Here is a 20,462-nt window from a genome sequence, read left to right on the forward strand (position 1 = left end):
GCTGCCCGCAGGCATCACTCTGATTTCAGATAGTCCATCACAATATCGTGGTGATTGGTGGTTTTGAAATCATCGAACACTTTTTCCACCTTACCATTGCCATCCAGCAGGAAGCTGACGCGATGAATGCCGTCGTAGGTTTTCCCCATAAAGGTTTTTTCTCCCCAGACACCAAACTGCTCGCAAACCTGGTGGTCTTCATCGGAAAGGAGCGTGAAATTCAATAGCTCTTTCTCGGCAAATCGTGACAATTTTTCCGGTTTATCGGTGCTGATACCCAGCACTTCTACCCCGGATTTCTTCAAGTCGTCCATGTTATCGCGCAAGCCGCACGCCTGAACGGTGCAGCCCGGTGTCATCGCTTTCGGGTAGAAATAGACCAACACGCGCTGTCCCTGGAAGTCGGCCAAATTTACTTGTTCGCCGTCCTGATCGGGCAAGCTAAATTTCGGTGCACTGTCACCGGCTTTCAGTGGATTCATCACTACTCTCCATTTTTTCTTCATGCTGTGGGTAATTCACGACACTAATAGTGCCCTGAGCCTGCAGTTCTGTACATAGCTTGTTAAACGCTTGTTCAATAAATGAGGCGTCCTGGCTGGCTGGACTGTGCGCAGTAATCTGAATATAGAGTAATGGCGGCTGATTTTCTTGTGCAGGTTGTGTGCGCGACACCAGTTCCGCAATATTCATTTGATGTGAATCAAACAGATCGGTGAAACGTTCGATGATATGCGGCGAGTCGGTGACTTCCACCTGCACCCATACCGTAGCCGGCATTGGTGGGTGTGCCCGGGCATTGGTGCGCTTCATTACGATCAGCAATTCCAGCTCCGCGCCCTTGAGCGGCAGGGTCGATTCAATCAGCGTAATGGCATTCCAGCTACCGGAAAGCAGCATGATAAAGGTGAATTCATCGCCGAGCATGGCCAGCCGGCTGTCTTCAATATTGCACCCACAGCTGCTGACATGGCGGGTAATGGTATTGACGATACCCGGACGGTCAACGCCCAGTGCGGTAATGACCAAATGATGTTGCTGTGACTGCGGCAAAATGATACTTCCTGTCCGTCATGGTGATTAGCAATAGTGATAACCCTAAGGTAAACATAAAAAATACCCTCTGCCAAGCGCCTCAGCGGCCTTGTCTGCTTGCTTTTCAATGCCCGTCAAACGTACCATGAAGGACTTGTTTGTGGAGGGGATGGCCAATGTTCACGGGAAGTATTGTTGCGCTCGTTACGCCGATGGATGACAAAGGTAATGTCTGCCGTGCGAGTCTGAAAAAACTGATTGATTATCATGTCGCTAGCGGCACCAAAGCGATCGTATCTGTAGGTACCACCGGCGAATCCGCCACCCTCAGCCATGATGAACATGGCGATGTGGTGATGCTGACGCTGGAGCTGGCCGATGGGCGTATTCCGGTGATTGCCGGAACCGGTGCTAACGCGACAGCGGAAGGCATCTCTCTAACCAAACGCTTCGAGAATTCTGGTGTTATCGGTTGTCTGACCGTCACGCCATACTACAACCGTCCGACGCAGGAAGGGTTGTATCAGCATTTTAAAGCCATCGCCGAAAGCACCGCGCTGCCGCAGATGCTGTATAACGTTCCTTCACGTACTGGCTGCGATATGCTGCCGGCAACCGTGGGTCGTCTGGCCAAAATTAAAAATATTATCGGGATTAAGGAAGCCACCGGGAACTTATCTCGTGTTAGTCAGATCCAAGAGCTGGTTGATGAAGACTTTGTGCTGGTAAGCGGCGATGACGCTTCGGCACTGGACTTTATGCAACTGGGCGGTAAAGGCGTCATCTCGGTAACGGCAAACATTGCCGCCCGTGAGATGGTTGAACTCTGCGCCTTAGCGCAGCAGGGCAACTTTGTTGAAGCGCGCCGCCTTAACCAGCGCCTGATGCATCTGCATCAGAAGTTATTTTTTGAACCCAATCCTATCCCGGTAAAATGGGCTGCGAAGAAATTAGGATTAATAGCAACCGATACGCTGCGTCTTCCAATGACGCCATTAACCGACGCGGGGCGTCCGGTTATCGAGCAGGCGCTCAGGCATGCGGGTCTGCTGTAAATTAGGGAGATTTGATGGCTTACTCAGTAAAGAAGTCCACGGTAGTGAAAGTTGTTGGACTGTCAACGGTGATGCTGCTTGCAGCTTGTTCCAGCGACCAGCGCTATAAGCGTCAGGTGAGCGGTGACGAGTCTTATTTGCAGGCGACCGAACTGAAAGATTTAACCGCACCAGCAGGAACCATTCTGCCGCTGCAAAATGGTGATTATGAGATCGCGGCAACCACCAGCAATGGCGCGGTTGGCAAACAGCTCGACATTCGTCCACCGGCCCAGCCTCTGGCGCTGGTGAACGGTACGCGCACGCAGTTTACCGGCAATACCGGCATGCTGCTGCTGGAAAATGGGCGTAGCGGATCTATCTGGTCACAGGTAGTGAGTGTGGTTCAGTCGTATAAGTTCCCGATTGCCGATCGTCAGGATGCCAGCCAGCAGCTGACTACCGACTGGGTACAGTGGAATCGCGCGGATGAAGATAACCAATATCGTGGTCGTTATCAGATCAGCGTGCAGCAACAGGGCTATCAGCAGGCTCTGACGGTGCGTCTGTTGCAGTTGCAGCAGCAGGGACAAGACATCACCGCCCCGGTACAGGTTCAGCGCTATACCGCGCAGATGCTTAACGACATCAGCACCGGTTTAGACAAGAACCAAAGTGCGCAGGAAGATGCTGCCGCCAATCGCAGCGTATCGCATATTGATGTGCAGAGCGGCGCTGATGATACCGGTTTGCCAAATCTGATTCTGCGCGCACCTTTCAATGCGGTCTGGCAGCGTTTGCCTGATGCACTGAAACGCGCAGGAATGGAAGTGACCGATAACAACCGTTCGCAGGGTAGTCTGGCGGTGACCTATAAATCACCGGGCAGCGGCCACTGGGAAGATCTTGGCGCTAAAGATCCGGAGTTGCCAAACGGCGATTACAAACTGCAAGTGGGTGATTTAGATAACCGCAGTAGCCTGCAGTTTATCGATCCGAAAGGACATCCGCTGACCCAGTCGCAGAACGATGCGCTGGTCGCCGTGTTCCAGGCGGCATTTAGCAAGTAAACTAAAAGGGCCGGAGCACTCCGGCCTTTTTTCATTGCTGCAACCGATTTAGTCGACGCAGGGGACGGATTACTTCCGCCCGTGCAGATGTATAGCAACACTTCTATCACGTTTGGAGTTAATCAAGATGCAAAAGAAAGCTGAGTTGTATCGCGGCAAAGCGAAGACCGTTTACAGCACCGAAAACCCGGACCTGCTGATACTCGAATTCCGCAACGATACGTCAGCAGGAGATGGTGCGCGTATTGAGCAGTTCGACCGCAAGGGGATGGTCAATAATAAGTTTAACCACTTTATTATGACCAAACTTGAAGAAGCGGGTATCCCGACGCAAATGGAAGCGCTGCTGTCCGATAACGAAGTGCTGGTGAAAAAGCTGGAGATGGTGCCGGTTGAATGTGTGATTCGCAACCGTGCGGCTGGTTCACTGGTGAAACGTCTCGGTGTGGAAGAGGGTATCGTGCTCAATCCGCCACTGTTCGATCTGTTTCTGAAAGATGATGCCAAACACGATCCGATGGTCAATGAGTCTTACTGCGAGACCTTCGGTTGGGTGAACAAAGAGAACCTGGCGCGCATGCGTGAGCTGAGCTATAAAGCGAACGAAGTGCTGAGCAAGATGTTCTCTGACGCCGGTCTGATTCTGGTGGACTTTAAACTGGAGTTTGGCCTGTTCAACGGTGAAGTGGTGCTGGGTGATGAGTTCTCACCTGATGGTGCGCGCCTGTGGGACAAAGAAACCCTGGCGAAAATGGACAAAGACCGTTTCCGTCAGAGCCTGGGTGGCCTGATTGAAGCCTATGAAGAAGTCGCACATCGTCTTGGCGTTAAATTAGACTAACCGCGCAATCGTTTCCCTCGCACTATTCCTGCAACAGGTCGGTTAATCCGGCCTTTTTTTATCAGCTGCATTGCCCGCTGTTATCGCAAAGAAAGCCTGCGGTTGCGCGCTGGCCGTGTGGCGCTCTGGTTATTCGCTGGCGCCACGACTACTATAACCGGAGTTATTCCCGTTGCAGGACGGGTCTTCGCCGCAATAAGTGATTACAGAGGTTAGCATGCGTTGGCAGGGGCGTCGCGAGAGCGACAATGTGGAAGATCGTCGTTATCAGTCACCCTCGATGGGCGGCGCGCGCATGCGCATTCCGCGTGGTAAAGGCGGAATCATCTTACTGGTTCTGGTGATGGTGGCCGGTTATTACGGCTATGATCTGACGCCATTACTTTCCGGCGAGCAGTCCGCGCGATCGTCGCAGCAGAATAGCAACGCAGGCGGTGATGAAGCGGCAAAATTTACGGCGGTAATGCTGGCCACCACGGAAGATACCTGGCAAAAACTGTTCCGCCAGATGGATAAACCCTGGCAGGCGCCGAAGCTGGTAATGTATCGCGGCGCCACCGCTACCGGCTGCGGTACCGGCCAGTCAGTTACCGGGCCCTTTTATTGTCCGGCTGACCAGACGGTGTATATCGACCTCTCTTTTTATGACCAGATGAAAAACAAACTTAACGCCAACGGTGATTTTGCGCAGGGTTATGTGATCGCTCATGAGGTGGGGCATCATGTGCAGAAGCTGTTGGGCATTGAGGCCAAAGTGCGCCAGATGCAGCAAAACGCCGCACCAGGTCAGGTTAACCAGCTGTCAGTAAACATGGAGCTGCAGGCTGACTGTTTCGCCGGCGTCTGGGGATACTATATGCAGCAGCAACATATCCTCGAAGCTGGCGATCTGCAGGAAGCGCTGAATGCTGCGAAAGCGATTGGCGATGATCGCCTGCAACAGCAGAGTCAGGGGCGGGTAGTCGCCGACAGTTTTACCCATGGCAGCTCTGAGCAGCGTTACAGCTGGTTTAAACGTGGCTATGACAGCGGCGATCCGGGTAAATGTAATACCTTTGGCGGTTAATTGCTGATGGATCTGCTTAACCTTACGGCGGCGATGCAACAACAGGGCGTGCGTCGTTTGCTGGTGATCAGCGGCGACGCACGCTGGTGCGAGCAGCAGGCTCAGCAGTGGATGGCGCAACTGACCGGCGACTGGTTGTCTGTCGGCGATGCGCCGCTGACTGCGTTGCACTGCGCGCCTGGCGCGCTGCGTACCCTGCTGGGGCGGGAGTTCCGCCATGCGCTGTTTGATGCCCGTCGCGGTTTTCACGCTGAAGCTTTTGCCGCGCTGGCCGGTACGCTGGTTGCCGGTAGCTGGCTGCTATTGCTGGCGCCGCCCTGGCCGGCATGGCCCGCCACGGTGGATAACGATTCCCTGCGCTGGAATGATGCCGCTGAGGCCATTGCCACGCCCAATTTTGTTACTCATCTGCAACGACAACTGCTGACTGATACGCGCGTGGCGCTACTGCGCCAGCATCTGCCGCTACGGTTGTTGCCCTTAGCGGCGCGTGCGGACTGGCAGCCAGCTGGCGAACGCCAGCAACAGCAACTGCTGCAGAAATTACTGACTGCGCCGCCGGGTATCGCGGTACTGACCGCGCCACGCGGTCGTGGCAAGTCAGCGCTGGCGGGTATGCTGGCGCAGCGCTGGCCGGGACGATGCTGGGTAACTGCGCCAGCCAAAGTCTCAACCGGCGTACTGGCGCAGTTTGCCGGCGCGGCTTTTCACTTTTTTGCCCCGGATGCTTTGCTGGCGGCCTGTGCCAGCCAGTTACCATCACAAGTCGACTGGCTACTGATCGATGAAGCGGCGGCGATCCCGGCGCCGCTATTGCAGCGTTTAATCAGCTATTTCCCGCGCGTATTACTGACCACAACGGTGCAGGGTTATGAAGGCACCGGGCGCGGTTTTCTGCTGAAGTTTTGTGCCGCACTGCCACAGGCGCAGTTCTATACGCTCGACCAGCCACTGCGCTGGGCGCCGGACGACCCGCTGGAAGAGTTTATCGATCGCTGTTTACTGTTGAATGATGGCGACAACCTCAGTGTTGCCGGCGAAGCGGATGTTCAACCGCTGGAGCAGGCGGAGTGGCAGACACGGCCGCAGCCGCTGGCGGCGTTGTATCAACTACTGACCAGCGCACACTACCGCACCTCACCGCTCGATTTACGCCGGATGATGGATGCCGCAGGGATGCATTTTGTCGCCGCACACTGTCAGCAGCAGATTTGCGCCGCGCTTTGGCTGTCAGACGAGGGGGGATTGTCCGCTGAACTGGCCGACGCGGTTTGGGCGGGGACGCGTCGGCCACGCGGTAATCTGGTCGCGCAGTCGCTGGCCGCTCACTCCGGCTTTCCGCAAGCCGCGCAGCTGCATTCTCGACGCATTACGCGAATTGCCGTGGCGCCAGCGCGACGCCGGACGGGCATTGGACGTCAAATCATTGCCCGGTGCGTGACCGATGCCGCCGGGCTGGATTTTCTCTCGGTCAGTTTTGGTTACACCGATGAACTGTGGCAATTCTGGCAAGCCTGCGGTTTTCAGCTGGTGCGTATCGGTACGCAGCGTGAAGCCAGTAGTGGTTGCTATAGCGCAATGGCGCTGCTGCCGCTTAGCGCCGCAGGAGAGGACCTGACACGGCGGGCGGTAACGCGACTGGCGCGTGACTGGTACTGGTTGCAGCAGCAGCTGGATCAGCCGATAGCGATAACCACTACGCTGGCGCAGAGTTTTAGCCGCGAGGACTGGCGGGATATTGCCGGATTTGCCTTTGCGTATCGTCCGTTTGAGGCCGCCTGGCCGGCGCTGGGACGACTGCTGGCGCACTCGCCGCTGGCGCTGCCGGCGCTGCGCGGCGCCATCAGTCAGCAGCTGCCAGCCAGCGAGTTATGCCGCATGCTGGGCTTAAGCGGTCGCAAAGCCTTGTTGTTGCGCTGGCGTCAGGAGGCACAGCAGGCGCTGGCTGATTGTGATCGGGAACGAACCCGGGAGTGGCGGCAACAGTTACTACGTTGAGATTTTACCCGGATGGCTCCTCGCGCGGATGGCAGAGGAGCGTCAGTCACAAGGCGACTATTTCTTTTTCGGCCAGTCGTCTTCGTCATCCCACTTATCGTTAAAGTCACGATGGGGCGGCAGCTCGGGCCGGTTGTCCATAAACTTTTTGTGGTCGATACGTTTCAGGTCTTTGTAGACATTCATCAGTATGCCGACCATTAATACGATAATCAGAATCCACCAGTGTTCTTTAAGCCATTCCATGATCTTTCTCCTCAGTGATACGCTTATGCGACCAGCTGTTCCATAATACGTTGATACATGCGGCTAAGCAGTTGCAGATCGGAAGCCTTCACACATTCGTTGATTTTATGAATGGTGGCATTCACCGGACCCAGCTCAACAACCTGTGCTCCCATCCGGGCGATAAAGCGACCATCAGAGGTTCCGCCGGTGGTCAGCAACTGCGGTTTAATTTCATTATAGTGCTCAACGGCCTTTACTACCGCATCCACCAGTTTACCGCGTGACGTCAGGAAGGGCTGGCCGGAGAGTTTCCATTCAATGGTATAGCGCAGCTGATGGCGATCCAGCAGTTGTTCAACGCGCTGTTGAATCAGGGTGTCGGTCAGTTCAGTGCTGAAACGGAAGTTAAATTGCACGAAGCATTCACCGGGGATGACATTATTACTGCCGGTGCCTGCCTGTATATTGGCAATCTGCATACTGGTGGCCGGAAAGAATTCGTTGCCCTGATCCCATTCGGTGGCCACCAGCTCATTTAGCGCCGGCATCGCGCGATGCACCGGATTATCCGCCAGATGCGGATAGGCGACGTGCCCCTGTACGCCATGAATGGTCAGATTAGCGGTGATCGATCCGCGACGGCCATTCTTCACCACGTCTCCTACCATTTCGGTGCTTGATGGTTCTCCTACCAGGCAGTAGTCGAGGCGTTCATTACGCGCCATCAGTTTTTCCACCACTTTTACCGTACCGTTAGCGCCGCTGGCTTCTTCATCCGAGGTGATTAAAAACGCCAGCCGGCCCTTATGGTTTGGATTGGCCGCGACAAAGCGTTCAGCTGCCACCACCATCGCCGCCAGCGATCCTTTCATATCCGCAGTACCGCGGCCAAATAACATGCCGTCACGGATGGTGGGTTCAAACGGCGGGTTAATCCAGCGGCTGGCATCCCCGGTAGGCACCACATCGGTATGGCCTGCAAAGGCTAAGGTTTCGCCCTGACCGCGCCATGCCCAAAAATTCAGCGTATCGTCGATGTTCATCGGCTCGATAGTGAAGCCAATCGCCTGCAGGCGGGCAATCATGATGGCCTGACAACCGGCATCATCCGGACTGAGGGAAGGGCGACGAATGAGCTGCTGCGTCAGCTCAATGACCGGACAGAACATATTATGACTTCTCCTGGATAAACTGCTGATAAGTTGTTTCACTAAAGCCCAGCAGCATAGAGCCGCTGGCGTCGCAGAGCAATGGGCGTTTGATGATCGCCGGCTGCGCCAGCATCAGTTCCCGTGCCGCATCAGCATTATCAATCGCATTGCGCTGCGCGTCGGGCAGTTTACGCCAGGTGGTGCCGCGGGTGTTTAACAACGCGGCAAAGCCCAGCTTATCAATAAAGGTTTGTAATAATTCAGCGTCCAGCCCATCGGCGCGATAGTCGTGAAACTGAAAGGCCACATCATGGCTTTCCAGATAACGGCGGGCTTTTTTAATAGTATCGCAATTTTTGATGCCATACAGGGTCAGCGGGGAGTTCTGATTTTCATCAGCCATAACTGATTATTCTCCGGAAAATAATTTTAAACGACTTGCCGATCATGCAATAAAGTGAGTATGCAATACAATATTAATTTCACGCGCGCTCATATTTTTAGCAATTATTAATTGCGCGGCTAATGACGGGGGTAAATATCTCGCGCTACCATTCAGTCCGCTGCCTGCAGTTGTCTGCTGCAGGTATAATATGGGAATGGACAGAAGAAGACCCGCGGTCAATTTTTTCATTAACCTGAGGCCATCCCAAACATCGAACAATGTCAGGATCGCCGCTTAATTGCAGCAATGCAACGGAGAACAAAATGCCAAAAAGGCATTTATTACATGGAGTAGTTGTAGTTTGCATCACCCTGCTGGCCAGCCTGTGGCGGGTACGGGAGCGTTGAAGCGAAGTCAGTATTACTTATGGTAGTCATGCCTGTGCGGTGTTTCTGCACGACGAATTTAACAGCGAACCGCAGGCGGGGGCAACCCCGCCGGCTTAATGGTGAATACCCGAACTTTGCCCCTTTTAAATACGCTATTATTTGAAATTATTTTTGAGGTTATAGTCAGGGTTATATTAATACTCAGTCAATAAAATTACCCTGGCGCAGGCGGGCAATAATATTATCCGGGCCATAGACCATGGCGCTATTCAGCCGGTGGAATTGCAGGTTCTGGTAAAATTCAATTTTATCCGGCATTGAGTAGATCACCACTTTGCCGAGCGGCGCCAGGGTATCGAGGATCGTTTGCATCAGCTGACGCCCGTAGCCTCGCCCCTGATAGTGCGGATCAACCACCACATCAGAAAGGTAGGAGCTATAGGTTAAATCGCTGATGGCATGGGCGGTAGCCATTAATTTTCCGTCGACATAGCCAAACCAGGCGAACTGGCTATTTTGATAGGCCTTTTGCAGTATAATGTGATCGCGCGCACTTAATCCGCCGCGTTCAATCAATTCTGCCAGCGCCTGCCAGTCAACTGGCGGGTGATCATCTTTGGTTTTAAGCATAAAACACATTTGCAGGCTCCTTCACAGATAAATGGTATGCCAAATCATTCATGACGCTAATTTATTCAATATATATTAACATTAAAAAGTTTTACAGTTTTACTAAAAGATGCCGATAGTAATAATAGTCCGCTGCTATTCACCTGAGTGGAAAACAAGCGTATACTGGCACTAATTATAAGAGAGGGTATTATGATTGATTTAGAGCTGGGGACCTGGAAAGAATTTATTGAAGCAATGTTGCGTAAGTAAGCTTTTCGTTAAGAGAAGCGGTTGCAGTATCTGTTGCGATAAGTGTTCTGACCATCTGAAATATAATAAAGGCAGCCAGCGTATTGGCTGCCTTATTTATTTTCAGTCAGGTAGCTGTTCTTTTAATGGGAAGCGCTGCCGCACCACCACAAAGAACAATGGCACAAAGAAAATCGCCAGGATGGTAGCGGAAATCATGCCGCCCATCACCCCGGTGCCTACCGCATGCTGACTTCCCGAGCCGGCGCCATTGCTGATGGCCATCGGCAGCACACCAAACACAAACGCCAGTGAGGTCATCAGAATCGGACGCAGGCGCTGGCGTGATGCTTCAAGGGTCGATTCAATCAGGTCATGTCCTTTGGTATTCATTTCATTGGCAAATTCGACGATCAGAATCGCGTTTTTCGCCGACAAGCCAATAACCGTGAGCAGCCCCACCTGGAAATAGACATCGTTCTCCAGCCCGCGCATCCAGGTCGCTGCCAGCGCACCAAGCACCCCCAGCGGCACCACCAGCATCACGGAGAAGGGCACCGACCAGCTCTCATAGAGTGCCGCCAGGCAGAGGAAAACCACTAACAGGGAAATGGCATACAGCGCCGGCGCCTGGGAGCCGGACATCCGTTCCTGGTAAGAGGCGCCGGTCCATTCAAAACCCACCCCCAGTGGTAACTGACTGACCAGTTTCTCCATCACATCCATTGCCGTACCGGTACTGATGCCCGCCGAAGCCTCACCGACGATCTCCAGGGCGGAATAGCCATTATAGCGCTCCAGTCGCGGTGATCCGGTTTCCCAGGCGGTGGTGGCAAAGGCGGTAAAAGGCACCATGCCGCCACTGCTGTTACGCACATACCACTTACTGATATCGTCCGGCAGCATGCGGTATTTTGCCGCGGCCTGGACGTAGACTTTCTTCACCCGGCCACGGTCAAGGAAATCATTGACATAGGTTGACCCCCAGCCGGTGGTCAGGGTGTCATTGATATCGTCAAGTGACACGCCAAGCGCCTGCGCTTTGCGCTGATCGATATCAATACGTAACTGCGGGCTGTCATCGAGGCCGTTATGACGAACGCGGGCAAGATGCGGATTTTGCGCCGCCAGCTCCAGCAACTTATCGCGCATTGCCATCAGTTGCGTGTGGCCAATTCCGGCGTGATCCTGCAGTTCCATATCAAAACCAGCGGAGTTGCCGAGGCCGGTAATCGCCGGTGGGCTACTGGCGATGACCCGTGCCTCCTTGATTTTGCTAAAGGCGCGGGTGGCGCGTTCAATAAGGGCAAATGAGGTGCGATCGGCGCCTGGCCGTTCTTCCCAGTCTTTCAGCCGGATAAACAGGCGTGCGACGTTTTGTCCGTTACCGCCAGGGCCTGAACCGACGGTGGCAAACACTGACGCCACATTCTCCTGCTCCCTGGTCATGTAATACTGCTCGACCTTCTGCACCACTTTCAGCGTTTGCTGCTGGGTGGCGCCCGGTGGTAATTGCACCTGGGTGGTAAATACGCCGCGATCTTCCAGCGGCAGAAACGAGGTGGGCAGGCGTAAAAACAGAAATGCCATAATGCCGATAATCGCCAGATACAGCAGCAGCCAGCGTCCGCTTTTCTGCAGAATTCTCGCCACGCCGCGCTCATAACGTTCGCTGTTACGATTAAACATGCGGTTAAACCAGCCGAAAAAACCGCGCCGGCCATGCTGATGCCCCTGCGCCAGCGGTTTCAGCAGGGTGGCGCATAGCGCCGGGGTCAGAATCATCGCCACCAGTACCGACAGTACCATCGCCGCGACAATGGTGATCGAGAACTGGCGATAGATAGCGCCGGTGGTGCCGCCAAAAAAAGCCATCGGGATAAAGACCGCGGAGAGCACCATCGCGATACCGACCAGCGCTCCCTGGATCTGCCCCATCGATTTACGTGTTGCGGCACGTGGCGACAGACCCTCTTCGCTCATAATACGTTCGACGTTCTCCACCACCACAATCGCATCATCCACCAGCAGACCGATGGCCAGCACCATGGCAAACATCGTCAGGGTGTTAATACTAAAGCCGCAGAGCGAAAGCACCGTAAAGGTACCCAGCAGCACCACCGGCACCGCAATGGTGGGGATGAGCGTGGCGCGGAAGTTTTGCAGGAACAGATACATCACCAGAAACACCAGCAGCACTGCTTCAAACAACGTCTTCACCACATCATGGATTGATGCGGTGACGAACGGGGTGGTTTCATAGGCAATTTTGGCTTCCAGCCCGTGCGGGAAGAATTGGGAAAGCTCGGCGATGCGCGCCCGCACCAGCTTATCGGTTTCCAGCTCATTAGCGCCGGAGGCCAGTTTAATCCCTAAACCGGACGCTTGCTGACCATTGTAACGGCTGAGAAAGTCATATTTTTCTGCCCCCAGCGCGACTTCGGCGACGTCACCGAGAGTTACCACCGATCCATCCTGGTTGGTACGCAGGGTAATGGCCCGAAACTGCGCCGGGGTTTGCAACAATGACTGGGAAGTAATGGAAGCATTCAGCGCCTGATTATCCACCGAGGGCGTACCGCCAACCTGACCAACGGCAATCTGGCTATTCTGCGAGGTAATGGCGTCGACCACATCCGCGGTGGTCATGGCATAGTTAATCAGCTTGTTCGGATCGAGCCAGATGCGCATGGCATATTGTGAACCATAGGCATCGACCTGACCGACGCCGCTGATACGGCTCAGCGGATCCTGAATATTACTGGCAACATAGTCGGCAATATCCTGTTTATCCATACTGCCGTCGGTAGAGACGAAAGCCAGCATTAAAATATTGGTATCGCCGGTTTTATTGACCGTCACCCCCTGGTTTTGTACCGCCTGCGGAAGTTTACGCAGTGCGGTCTGCAGCTGGTTTTGCACCTGCTGTCGCGCTTCATCAGGGTTAGTCCCGGCGGTAAAGGTCAGGGTAATGGTGGCCTGGCCGGTGTCACTACTTTGTGAGGACATATACATCAGGTTATCGATACCCGTCATGTTCTGTTCGATAACCTGCGTAACGGTATTCTCCAGTGTTTCTGCCGAGGCGCCCGGATAGTTAGCGGTAATACGTACGTTAGGCGGAGCAAGGTCGGGGTACTGCTCAATGGGGAGTGACATAATCGACAATACACCGGTCAGACACATGATTATCGCCAGTACCCAGGCAAAAATCGGGCGATCAATAAAGAAATTCGCCATCGAATCAGAGCTCCTCAGCAGCGTTCAGTCAAAACTCACAGTAAAAGTGCGCCAGCGGTACAGTTATTGGCGAATGGGTTAGCTGCCGGGTTAAAATTATCTGTGGATTCAGGATCCTCCGGCAAGAAATTACTTTACTCGCAGCGGATAAAAGAATCGTGGAGAAATTGAGGAGAAAATGTAAAAGATCGTCCTGAATATCGGCAGGGGGTTTCTGTCGCCGACACCCGCGGGGTGATATTTATGCCTGGGCCGGCGGCGTTTTTTTCCCGGCGGTGCGAATACTGACCAGCAGCCACGCCAGCAAAAATAGCATTGACTGAATCAGTACAATACAGGGGCCGGTTGCCGCATCCAGCCAGAAGCTGGCGAGCGTACCGGTAAAAGCAGACAACGCCGCGCTCAGTACCGCACAGATTAGCATGGCGCTAAAACGGCGACACAGCATAAAGGCCGTGATGCCGGGAGTAATCAGCATGGCGATCACCAGCACGATGCCGATTGCCTGCAGCGCGGCGACAATGGTTAGCGCCAGCATACTGAGCAAGCCGTAATGCAGCCATTTAACCCGTAAGCCAATCACGCGTGCCTGTGCCGGGTCAAAGCAGTACAGCAGCATATCCTTGCGTTTTACCAGCATCACCAGGATAACCACCGTACTGATCGCCACACACTGCCAGAATTCTGCCGGTGTTACCCCCAGCACATTACCAAACAAAATATGGCTCAGATGCTGATCGCTCTCGATGCGGGAAAAAATCACCAGTCCAATGGCAAACATGCCGGAAAAGACAATCCCCATCACCGTATCTTCTTTTATCCGACAGTTATCGCGGATGTAGCCGGTTGCAATCGCGCAGCATAACCCGGAAGCAAAGGCGCCCACCACCAGCGGGGCGCCAGCGATATAGGCCAGAACCACGCCGGGCAGCACCGCATGGGATATGGCATCGCCCATTAGCGACCAGCCTTTTAATACCAGGTAACAGGAGAGAATGGCGCAGACGCTGCCGCTTACTATCGCGGTTAGCAGCGCGCGCTGCATAAACGGGAAGCTTAAGGGCAGAGTCATCAACTCGATGATGTTGCTCATGCGACGGCTCTCCGTGATTTGCGCCGGCTGGATAACAGGCCATATTTAGGCGCAAAGATAAATGCCAGCAGAAAAATAACGCTTTGCAGAGTAACAATGACCCCACCGGTGGCGCCATCAAGATAATAACTAAGCCAGGCGCCCAGCGCGCTGGTCACCGCGCCGAGCACTACCGCCATCAGCAGCAGACGGGGAAAGCGGTCGGTTAATAGCCATGCGGTGGCGCCGGGAGTGATGACCATCGCAATCACCAGAATAGCGCCGACGGTTTGCAGTGCGGCAACCGTTGCGGCGCTCAACAGGGTGAAAAAGATAATTTTCAGACGCAGCGGCGAGAGACCGACGGAAAGCGCATGGCCTTCGTCAAAAAATACCGCCAGCAGATCTTTCCAGATAACCAGCATCACCAGCAGCGATACGCCGCTAATCAGCGCCACCTGAATCACATCCTCATCGGCGATGCCGAGAATATTGCCGTAAATAATCGACTGGATATTTATCGCCGTCGGATTGAGGGAAATAATTAACAGCCCGGCGGCGAAAAAAGTCGAAAATACAAAGCCGATAATCGCATCCTCGCGTAAGCGCGTCAGATGGCGCACCAGCGTCATCCCCAGTGCCGCCAGCATACCGGTAATAAACGCCCCCAGAGCATAAGGCAGACCGATAGCATAAGCCGCCGCCACGCCGGGCACCACCGAATGCGACAGCGCATCGCCCATCAGCGACCAGCCTTTCAGCATCAGAAAGGCGGATAAGAAGGCGCAGCTGGCGCCAACCAGCGCACTGACGCCAATCGCCTTGACCATATAGTTATAATGAAACGGCTCCAGCAACAGCGCTATCATGATGCCGCACCGCTAAACCGCGCCGCGTCTTCGGCGGGCAAATTGAGATAACGCAATACGCCACCGAATGTTTGCTGCAGGTTGTCAGAGGTAAAGGTGCTTTCTGTCGGTCCGGCGGCGATAACGGTGCGGTTAATCATCACCACCCGATCGCAGAAGGTTGGCACCGAACTGAGGTTATGGGTGGAGACCAGTAGCAGATGCCCCTCATCGCGCAGCGCTTTCAGCAGATCGACAATGGCATTTTCCGTTTGCACATCCACGCCGGTAAAGGGTTCGTCCAGTAGCAAAATTTTCCCCTGCTGCGCCAGCGCCCGTGCCAGGAACACCCGTTTGCGCTGGCCGCCTGAGAGCTCGCCGATTTGGCGGTTGCGCAGTGGCAGCATACCGACGCGGTCGAGCGCCTGTTCGACATGGCGTTTATCTTCCGCTGAGGGGATGCGCAGAAATGACATCCGGCCATAACGCCCCATCATCACCACATCGTTAACCAGTACCGGAAAGTTCCAGTCGACCTCTTCCGTCTGCGGCACATAGGCAATCAGATTGCTGCGCAGCGCTTTGGCCACCGGCTGCTGGTTAATGGTGACCTGACCGCTAACCGGTTTCACCAGGCCCATAATGCTTTTAAACAGCGTAGATTTACCGCTACCGTTGACGCCGATTAAAGCGCATAAGCTACCGGCATTCAGCTCGAAACTGGCGCCGGCCAGCGCGGTATGGCCATTGCGGTAAGTGACGGTGATATTCTGCAGTGAAATATGGGCTGGGGTGGTCATTGTCCGAATCCTCTGGCAATGGTATCGACCGTCACCTGCAACAGATCGATATAGGTGGGCACCGGCCCGTTGGCTTGTGACAACGAGTCGACATAGAGTACGCCGCCATAACGCGCGCCGGTCTCTTTACTGACCTGTTTCGCCGGTTTATCCGAAATAGTGCTTTCACTGAATACCACCGGGATATGGTGCTGGCGCACAGTCTCAATCACCCGTTTAACCTGCTGCGGCGAACCTTGCTCATCGGCATTGACGGGCCACAACCACGCCTCTTTCAGCTGATAATCGCGTGCCAGATAACTAAATGCGCCTTCGCTGGTCACCAGCCAGCGCTGCTGTGCGGGAATTCGCCCGAGGCGGGCGCGCAACGGAGCATCGAGCGCCGCGATTTTCGCCGCATAGGCTTTGGCGTTTTGGTTGTAGGTTTGCGCATGTTGCGGATCGTATTCAACCAGAGCTTTACGGATATTTTCAATATAGATCAACGCATTGGCAGGCGACATCCAGGCGTGCGGGTTTGGCTTGCCGGAGTAAGGGCCGGAGCTGACCGACAGCGGTGTGATACCTTCAGTGATCACCACGGAAGGAACATTATGCAAACTGTTAAAGAAGCGGCTGAACCAGCGCTCCAGATTGAGGCCATTCCACAGAATCAGATCGGCCGACTGGGCTTTCATCACGTCGCGCGGCGTCGGCTGATAGTCATGGATCTCGGCGCCTGGTCGGGTGATGGACTCCACCACCGCCGCATCACCAGCAATATTCTGTGCCATATCCTGAATAATGGTAAAGGTGGTAACCACCTTAAACTTCTCTGCCGCGCTGACACTACATGCCAGCATCAGGCTGAGGGTTAAGGTTGCCAGTAACGGGTAGAAAACCGCTAAGCGGGTGCCAGAAAGTATCTTCATTAACTTTTTTCCTCAGGCGACGTTTCCATGGCTGCAGCGTTATCACAGACGTATTTATATACAGATATAGCATTGGCTATATTAGTTAGCAAGTGCTATGAGGCGGGATAATGGGAATTATTCTCGCCGGCAAATAGCGCGGCAAGGCCAGCAGCAAAGGCGTGGGTTGAAGATGGCAGGGGCTTGAGAGAATAGCAGGGCAGCGCTACAGTGGGATGGCGACCCGGACGCTGGCGGCGAAATGTTTCTCCGCCCACACGCTTTATCACATCAGGTTACAGCTATCACAAAATGTCACGGATGCTGACGTTTTACCCGGATTCCTCCCGATTCTCTTCACAAAGCTTTCACGCTTTTACCTGTGCACCACGTTGGCTTTCATTGTAACGGCAATAATTAACGCCGTGATTACGAATCAACTAACGAATAAAACGCACTGAGGAGCATCTCATGAAGATTAAATTACCGGCCATTATTGCTGTTGCCCTGTTCGCCACGACGTCATTTACCGCGATGGCGGCGACCGAAGTTGATCGCCAGCAGGCGCAGGATCTGCAGAGTATCGGTAGCGTTTCGGTCTCCGCCGTGAAGGGTACGATGGATGACGCAACGCATAAACTTTCGCAAAAAGCGGAAGAGATGGGTGCTACCCATTATCGTGTCGTGGGTATAGACAGCCCGGGTGATTCCAGCCTGTGGAGTGGTACCGCCGAAATTTATCGTTAACCCCGTTTCCCCTCCCTCCCTTGTAGCCTTAGTTTGCCTGCGGGCATCGACTGAACCGACCGATTATTACGGTCGGTTTTTTTGTTTTACGTCAAGCAAAGCATAAATTTTTTCCTTGCTGCCCCTCATTATTACAAATCATAACGAATTCCGTATTGGGTTTTTTTGCTTCGTTCCCGGAGAACGGGTAGGATTCATCGCCGTAAAAAAAGCTACATCCGCAATATTATAAATAACAGGGTGATAGTGATTCCCCTCCATTGCAGACGACGTGGCGCAAACGATTGGTTATAGCGTCAGCGATGGACAGAGCGAACAGGCGCTCTATACCCTGCATCATTCGGGTTGCCGGCGCAGAGAGGGCAGCTATACCGCCCGGGCAGTCAACGCCTCTGCGACTTGAAACATGACGGGTGTATCAATGGACAGGAAACAGGACAGATAATGAAAGCTACGAAAAAAAGCGCAGCTGATGCTCGCGCTGCAAAAAGACGTTGGTTGAACTCCCATGACACGGGTTATCAGAAAGCGATGGGCAATCGTCAGGTACAGATGATTGCTATCGGTGGCGCCATCGGGACGGGTCTGTTCCTTGGCGCGGGTGGACGTTTGCAGGCTGCCGGACCGGCGCTGGCGGTGGTCTACCTGGTTTGCGGTATCTTCTCCTTCTTTATTCTGCGTGCGCTGGGTGAGCTGGTGCTGCATCGCCCTTCCAGTGGCAGCTTTGTCTCTTATGCCCGTGAATTCCTCGGTGAAAAAGCCTCGTATGTCGCTGGCTGGATGTATTTCGTTAACTGGGCGATGACCGGTATCGTCGATATTACCGCCGTCGCGCTCTATATGCATTACTGGGGCGCCTTCGGTGATGTGCCGCAGTGGGTGTTTGCGCTGGGAGCGCTGGGCATCGTCGGCACCATGAACATGATCGGCGTTAAATGGTTTGCCGAGATGGAGTTCTGGTTTGCGCTGATTAAAGTACTGGCGATTGTGGTGTTCCTGATTGTCGGTACGGTATTTCTCGGCAGCGGTAAAGTGCTGGATGGTAATGCTACCGGCTTCCATCTGATAACCGATAACGGCGGCTTCTTCCCGCATGGCCTGTTGCCGGCGTTAGTGCTGGTGCAGGGGGTGGTTTTTGCCTTTGCTTCTATCGAACTGGTGGGGACGGCGGCCGGTGAGTGCAAAGATCCGCAAACTGTACTGCCAAAAGCGATTAACAGCGTGATCTGGCGTATCGGTCTGTTCTATGTCGGCTCGGTAGTGTTGCTGGTGCTGCTGTTGCCATGGAATGCTTACCAGGCCGGGCAGAGTCCGTTTGTGACCTTCTTCAGCAAACTCGGCGTACCTTACATCGGCAGTATCATGAATATTGTGGTACTGAGTGCGGCGCTTTCCAGCCTGAACTCGGGCCTGTACTGTACCGGGCGTATTCTGCGTTCGATGTCGATGGGGGGATCGGCACCCCAGTTTATGTCGAAGATGAATAAACAGCAGGTGCCTTACGCCGGGATCCTGGCCACCATCGCGTTGTATATCATTGGTGTGGTACTGAACTACTATGTGCCGTCACAGGTGTTTGAGATTGTCCTCAATATCGCCTCACTGGGCATTATCAGTTCCTGGGCATTTATTGTGGTGTGCCAGATGCGTCTGCGTAAGGCGATCAGGGAAGGTAAGGCTGATGATGTCAGTTTTAAAATGCCGTGGGCGCCGTTCACCTCATGGCTGACGCTGCTATTCCTTGCCAGCGTACTGGTACTGATGGCATTTGACTATCCCAACGGTACTTACACTATCGCCTCCATTCCGTTGATTGCCGTGGCGCTGGTTCTGGGCTGGTTTGGCGTGCGTAAACGTGTTAACGCCATTGCTGCCAAAGAACACGAATATCATGAGCAACATGAACATCGTGAGCAGCATGATGGTTCGCTGGAAAATCAGCCAGGCTGATTTTCTTCACCGGGTCAGCGCTGGCTGGCCCGGTTTATTCCCGCTTTCAGATAGTTTTCCCTCACTTTCCGCCTTAAGATGACAGACTCCCATACTTTGTCATGGAGACGCTATGTCAGCGAAAGTCGAAATTATCAAAAATAAAATCCTTTCCGAAAACTGGTTTGTATTACGCAATTTTACTTACGATCTGATCGCTAAAGATGGCTCTACGCTACGCCATAAGCGTGAAGTGTACGATCGCGGTAACGGCGCCACTATTCTGTTGTATAACCGTGATAAAAATAGCGTGGTATTGACGACGCAGTTTCGCATCGCGACTTATGTCAATGGCAATCAGACTGGTATGCTGATTGAAGCCTGCGCCGGTCTGCTCGATGATGATTCACCGGAAGATTGCATCCGCAAAGAGGCGATCGAAGAGACCGGTTATAACATCGGTGCGGTAGAGAAAATCTTTGAGGCTTATATGTCGCCTGGGGGCGTAACCGAGCTGATTCACTTTTTTGCCGCGGAATATGATGAATCGCTGCGCGATAACGCAGGCGGCGGCGTTGAGGACGAAGATATCGACGTGATGGAAGTCAGTTTCCCGACCGCGCTGGAGATGGTGAAAGATGGCCGTATCCGTGACGGTAAGACCATTATGTTACTGCAGCATGCGCAACTGGCTGGCTGGCTAAAAGCTTAACCACCACAGGCGACGGCCGGTCGCCTGTGCGTATTCCCCCCCTCCCGAAACCGTTGTTTTCAGCGTCTGAGCAAAATTGTCCGACGAATCCGATTGAGCCACTGACATCCGGTCAGGATGATAACAATTCATCAACACTTTCTGCCGCCGGTTCCTTCCGTGCTTC

At 53.9% G+C, this 20,462-nt stretch carries 20 protein-coding genes; 9 read left to right on the forward strand and 11 right to left on the reverse strand.

What is annotated here, in order from left to right:
• Window positions 1-14: 14 nt before the first annotated feature.
• Together bcp and JWF83_RS06365 are read right to left on the reverse strand one after the other, a co-directional pair.
• Window positions 15-482 (reverse strand): thioredoxin-dependent thiol peroxidase, encoded by a 468-nt coding sequence (bcp, locus tag JWF83_RS06360; protein WP_413649355.1) that lies wholly within the window; start codon window positions 480-482, stop codon window positions 15-17.
• Entirely contained in the window at window positions 460-1,053 is a 594-nt protein-coding gene (locus JWF83_RS06365; protein WP_413649356.1) for a glycine cleavage system transcriptional repressor, read from the reverse strand. Before JWF83_RS06365 ends, bcp begins: the two co-directional genes overlap by 23 nt.
• A gap of 158 nt (window positions 1,054-1,211) precedes the next feature.
• Here JWF83_RS06365 and dapA point away from each other — a divergent pair, with 158 nt between their 5' ends.
• The 5 genes from dapA (at window position 1,212) to JWF83_RS06390 (ending at window position 7,044) form a co-directional block, all read left to right on the forward strand.
• Entirely contained in the window at window positions 1,212-2,090 is an 879-nt protein-coding gene (gene dapA / locus JWF83_RS06370) for a 4-hydroxy-tetrahydrodipicolinate synthase (RefSeq protein ID WP_413649357.1), read from the forward strand.
• Window positions 2,091-2,104: 14 nt separating this feature from the next.
• Complete coding sequence (bamC, locus tag JWF83_RS06375; RefSeq protein ID WP_413649358.1) at window positions 2,105-3,139, forward strand: outer membrane protein assembly factor BamC; 1,035 nt, start codon at window positions 2,105-2,107, stop codon at window positions 3,137-3,139.
• Between the two features lie 127 nt (window positions 3,140-3,266).
• On the forward strand, window positions 3,267-3,980 hold the full coding sequence (gene purC / locus JWF83_RS06380; RefSeq protein ID WP_413649359.1) for a phosphoribosylaminoimidazolesuccinocarboxamide synthase: 714 nt from the start codon (window positions 3,267-3,269) through the stop codon (window positions 3,978-3,980).
• Window positions 3,981-4,197: 217 nt separating this feature from the next.
• Complete coding sequence (locus JWF83_RS06385; protein WP_413649360.1) at window positions 4,198-5,046, forward strand: neutral zinc metallopeptidase; 849 nt, start codon at window positions 4,198-4,200, stop codon at window positions 5,044-5,046.
• Between the two features lie 6 nt (window positions 5,047-5,052).
• On the forward strand, window positions 5,053-7,044 hold the full coding sequence (locus JWF83_RS06390; protein WP_413649361.1) for a tRNA(Met) cytidine acetyltransferase TmcA: 1,992 nt from the start codon (window positions 5,053-5,055) through the stop codon (window positions 7,042-7,044).
• Between the two features lie 57 nt (window positions 7,045-7,101).
• Here JWF83_RS06390 and JWF83_RS06395 read toward each other — a convergent pair whose 3' ends face one another.
• The 4 genes from JWF83_RS06395 to JWF83_RS06410 all read right to left on the reverse strand — a co-directional run bounded on the left by JWF83_RS06395 (window position 7,102) and on the right by JWF83_RS06410 (window position 9,836).
• On the reverse strand, window positions 7,102-7,290 hold the full coding sequence (locus tag JWF83_RS06395; protein WP_413649362.1) for a YpfN family protein: 189 nt from the start codon (window positions 7,288-7,290) through the stop codon (window positions 7,102-7,104).
• Between the two features lie 23 nt (window positions 7,291-7,313).
• Window positions 7,314-8,441, reverse strand: coding sequence for a succinyl-diaminopimelate desuccinylase (gene dapE, locus JWF83_RS06400; protein ID WP_413649363.1), 1,128 nt, complete (start codon window positions 8,439-8,441; stop codon window positions 7,314-7,316).
• Window position 8,442: 1 nt separating this feature from the next.
• The gene (locus JWF83_RS06405; protein WP_413649364.1) at window positions 8,443-8,826 is read right to left on the reverse strand and encodes an ArsC family reductase; all 384 of its coding nucleotides are present in this window, start codon (window positions 8,824-8,826) and stop codon (window positions 8,443-8,445) included.
• Window positions 8,827-9,398: 572 nt separating this feature from the next.
• Window positions 9,399-9,836 carry a GNAT family N-acetyltransferase gene (locus tag JWF83_RS06410; RefSeq protein ID WP_413649365.1) on the reverse strand — a complete coding sequence of 146 codons (438 nt, stop codon included), beginning with the start codon at window positions 9,834-9,836 and terminating at the stop codon, window positions 9,399-9,401.
• Window positions 9,837-10,019: 183 nt separating this feature from the next.
• Between JWF83_RS06410 and ypfM the strand changes: the two genes are divergently transcribed.
• Window positions 10,020-10,079: a protein YpfM gene (gene ypfM, locus JWF83_RS06415; protein WP_413649444.1), complete on the forward strand. Its 60-nt coding sequence runs from the start codon at window positions 10,020-10,022 to the stop codon at window positions 10,077-10,079.
• Window positions 10,080-10,181: 102 nt separating this feature from the next.
• Here the strand turns inward: ypfM and acrD are convergent, their stop codons facing one another.
• The 5 genes from acrD to JWF83_RS06440 form a co-directional block, all read right to left on the reverse strand.
• Complete coding sequence (gene acrD, locus JWF83_RS06420) at window positions 10,182-13,298, reverse strand: multidrug efflux RND transporter permease AcrD (RefSeq protein ID WP_413649366.1); 3,117 nt, start codon at window positions 13,296-13,298, stop codon at window positions 10,182-10,184.
• A 241-nt stretch (window positions 13,299-13,539) separates the two neighbouring features.
• Window positions 13,540-14,391: a metal ABC transporter permease gene (locus JWF83_RS06425; protein WP_413649367.1), complete on the reverse strand. Its 852-nt coding sequence runs from the start codon at window positions 14,389-14,391 to the stop codon at window positions 13,540-13,542.
• Window positions 14,388-15,239, reverse strand: a complete 852-nt coding sequence (locus tag JWF83_RS06430; protein WP_413649368.1) for a metal ABC transporter permease — start codon at window positions 15,237-15,239, stop codon at window positions 14,388-14,390. Before JWF83_RS06430 ends, JWF83_RS06425 begins: the two co-directional genes overlap by 4 nt.
• Entirely contained in the window at window positions 15,236-16,018 is a 783-nt protein-coding gene (locus tag JWF83_RS06435; RefSeq protein ID WP_413649369.1) for a manganese/iron ABC transporter ATP-binding protein, read from the reverse strand. The genes JWF83_RS06430 and JWF83_RS06435 overlap by 4 nt, the downstream gene beginning before the upstream one ends.
• A complete protein-coding gene (locus tag JWF83_RS06440) occupies window positions 16,015-16,929 on the reverse strand; it encodes a metal ABC transporter substrate-binding protein (RefSeq protein WP_413649370.1) in 915 nt (304 codons plus the stop codon). The genes JWF83_RS06435 and JWF83_RS06440 overlap by 4 nt, the downstream gene beginning before the upstream one ends.
• A 450-nt stretch (window positions 16,930-17,379) precedes the next feature.
• Here JWF83_RS06440 and JWF83_RS06445 point away from each other — a divergent pair, with 450 nt between their 5' ends.
• The 3 genes from JWF83_RS06445 to nudK all read left to right on the forward strand — a co-directional run bounded on the left by JWF83_RS06445 (window position 17,380) and on the right by nudK (window position 20,296).
• Window positions 17,380-17,655, forward strand: a complete 276-nt coding sequence (locus JWF83_RS06445) for a YdgH/BhsA/McbA-like domain containing protein (RefSeq protein ID WP_413649371.1) — start codon at window positions 17,380-17,382, stop codon at window positions 17,653-17,655.
• Between the two features lie 444 nt (window positions 17,656-18,099).
• Window positions 18,100-19,605, forward strand: a complete 1,506-nt coding sequence (gene ansP / locus JWF83_RS06450; RefSeq protein ID WP_413649372.1) for an L-asparagine permease — start codon at window positions 18,100-18,102, stop codon at window positions 19,603-19,605.
• A 112-nt stretch (window positions 19,606-19,717) separates the two neighbouring features.
• Window positions 19,718-20,296, forward strand: a complete 579-nt coding sequence (nudK, locus tag JWF83_RS06455; RefSeq protein ID WP_413649373.1) for a GDP-mannose pyrophosphatase NudK — start codon at window positions 19,718-19,720, stop codon at window positions 20,294-20,296.
• Window positions 20,297-20,462: the final 166 nt, after the last annotated feature.

Source organism: Pantoea sp. B65, assembly GCF_047308185.1.
Taxonomy (GTDB): domain Bacteria; phylum Pseudomonadota; class Gammaproteobacteria; order Enterobacterales; family Enterobacteriaceae; genus Erwinia.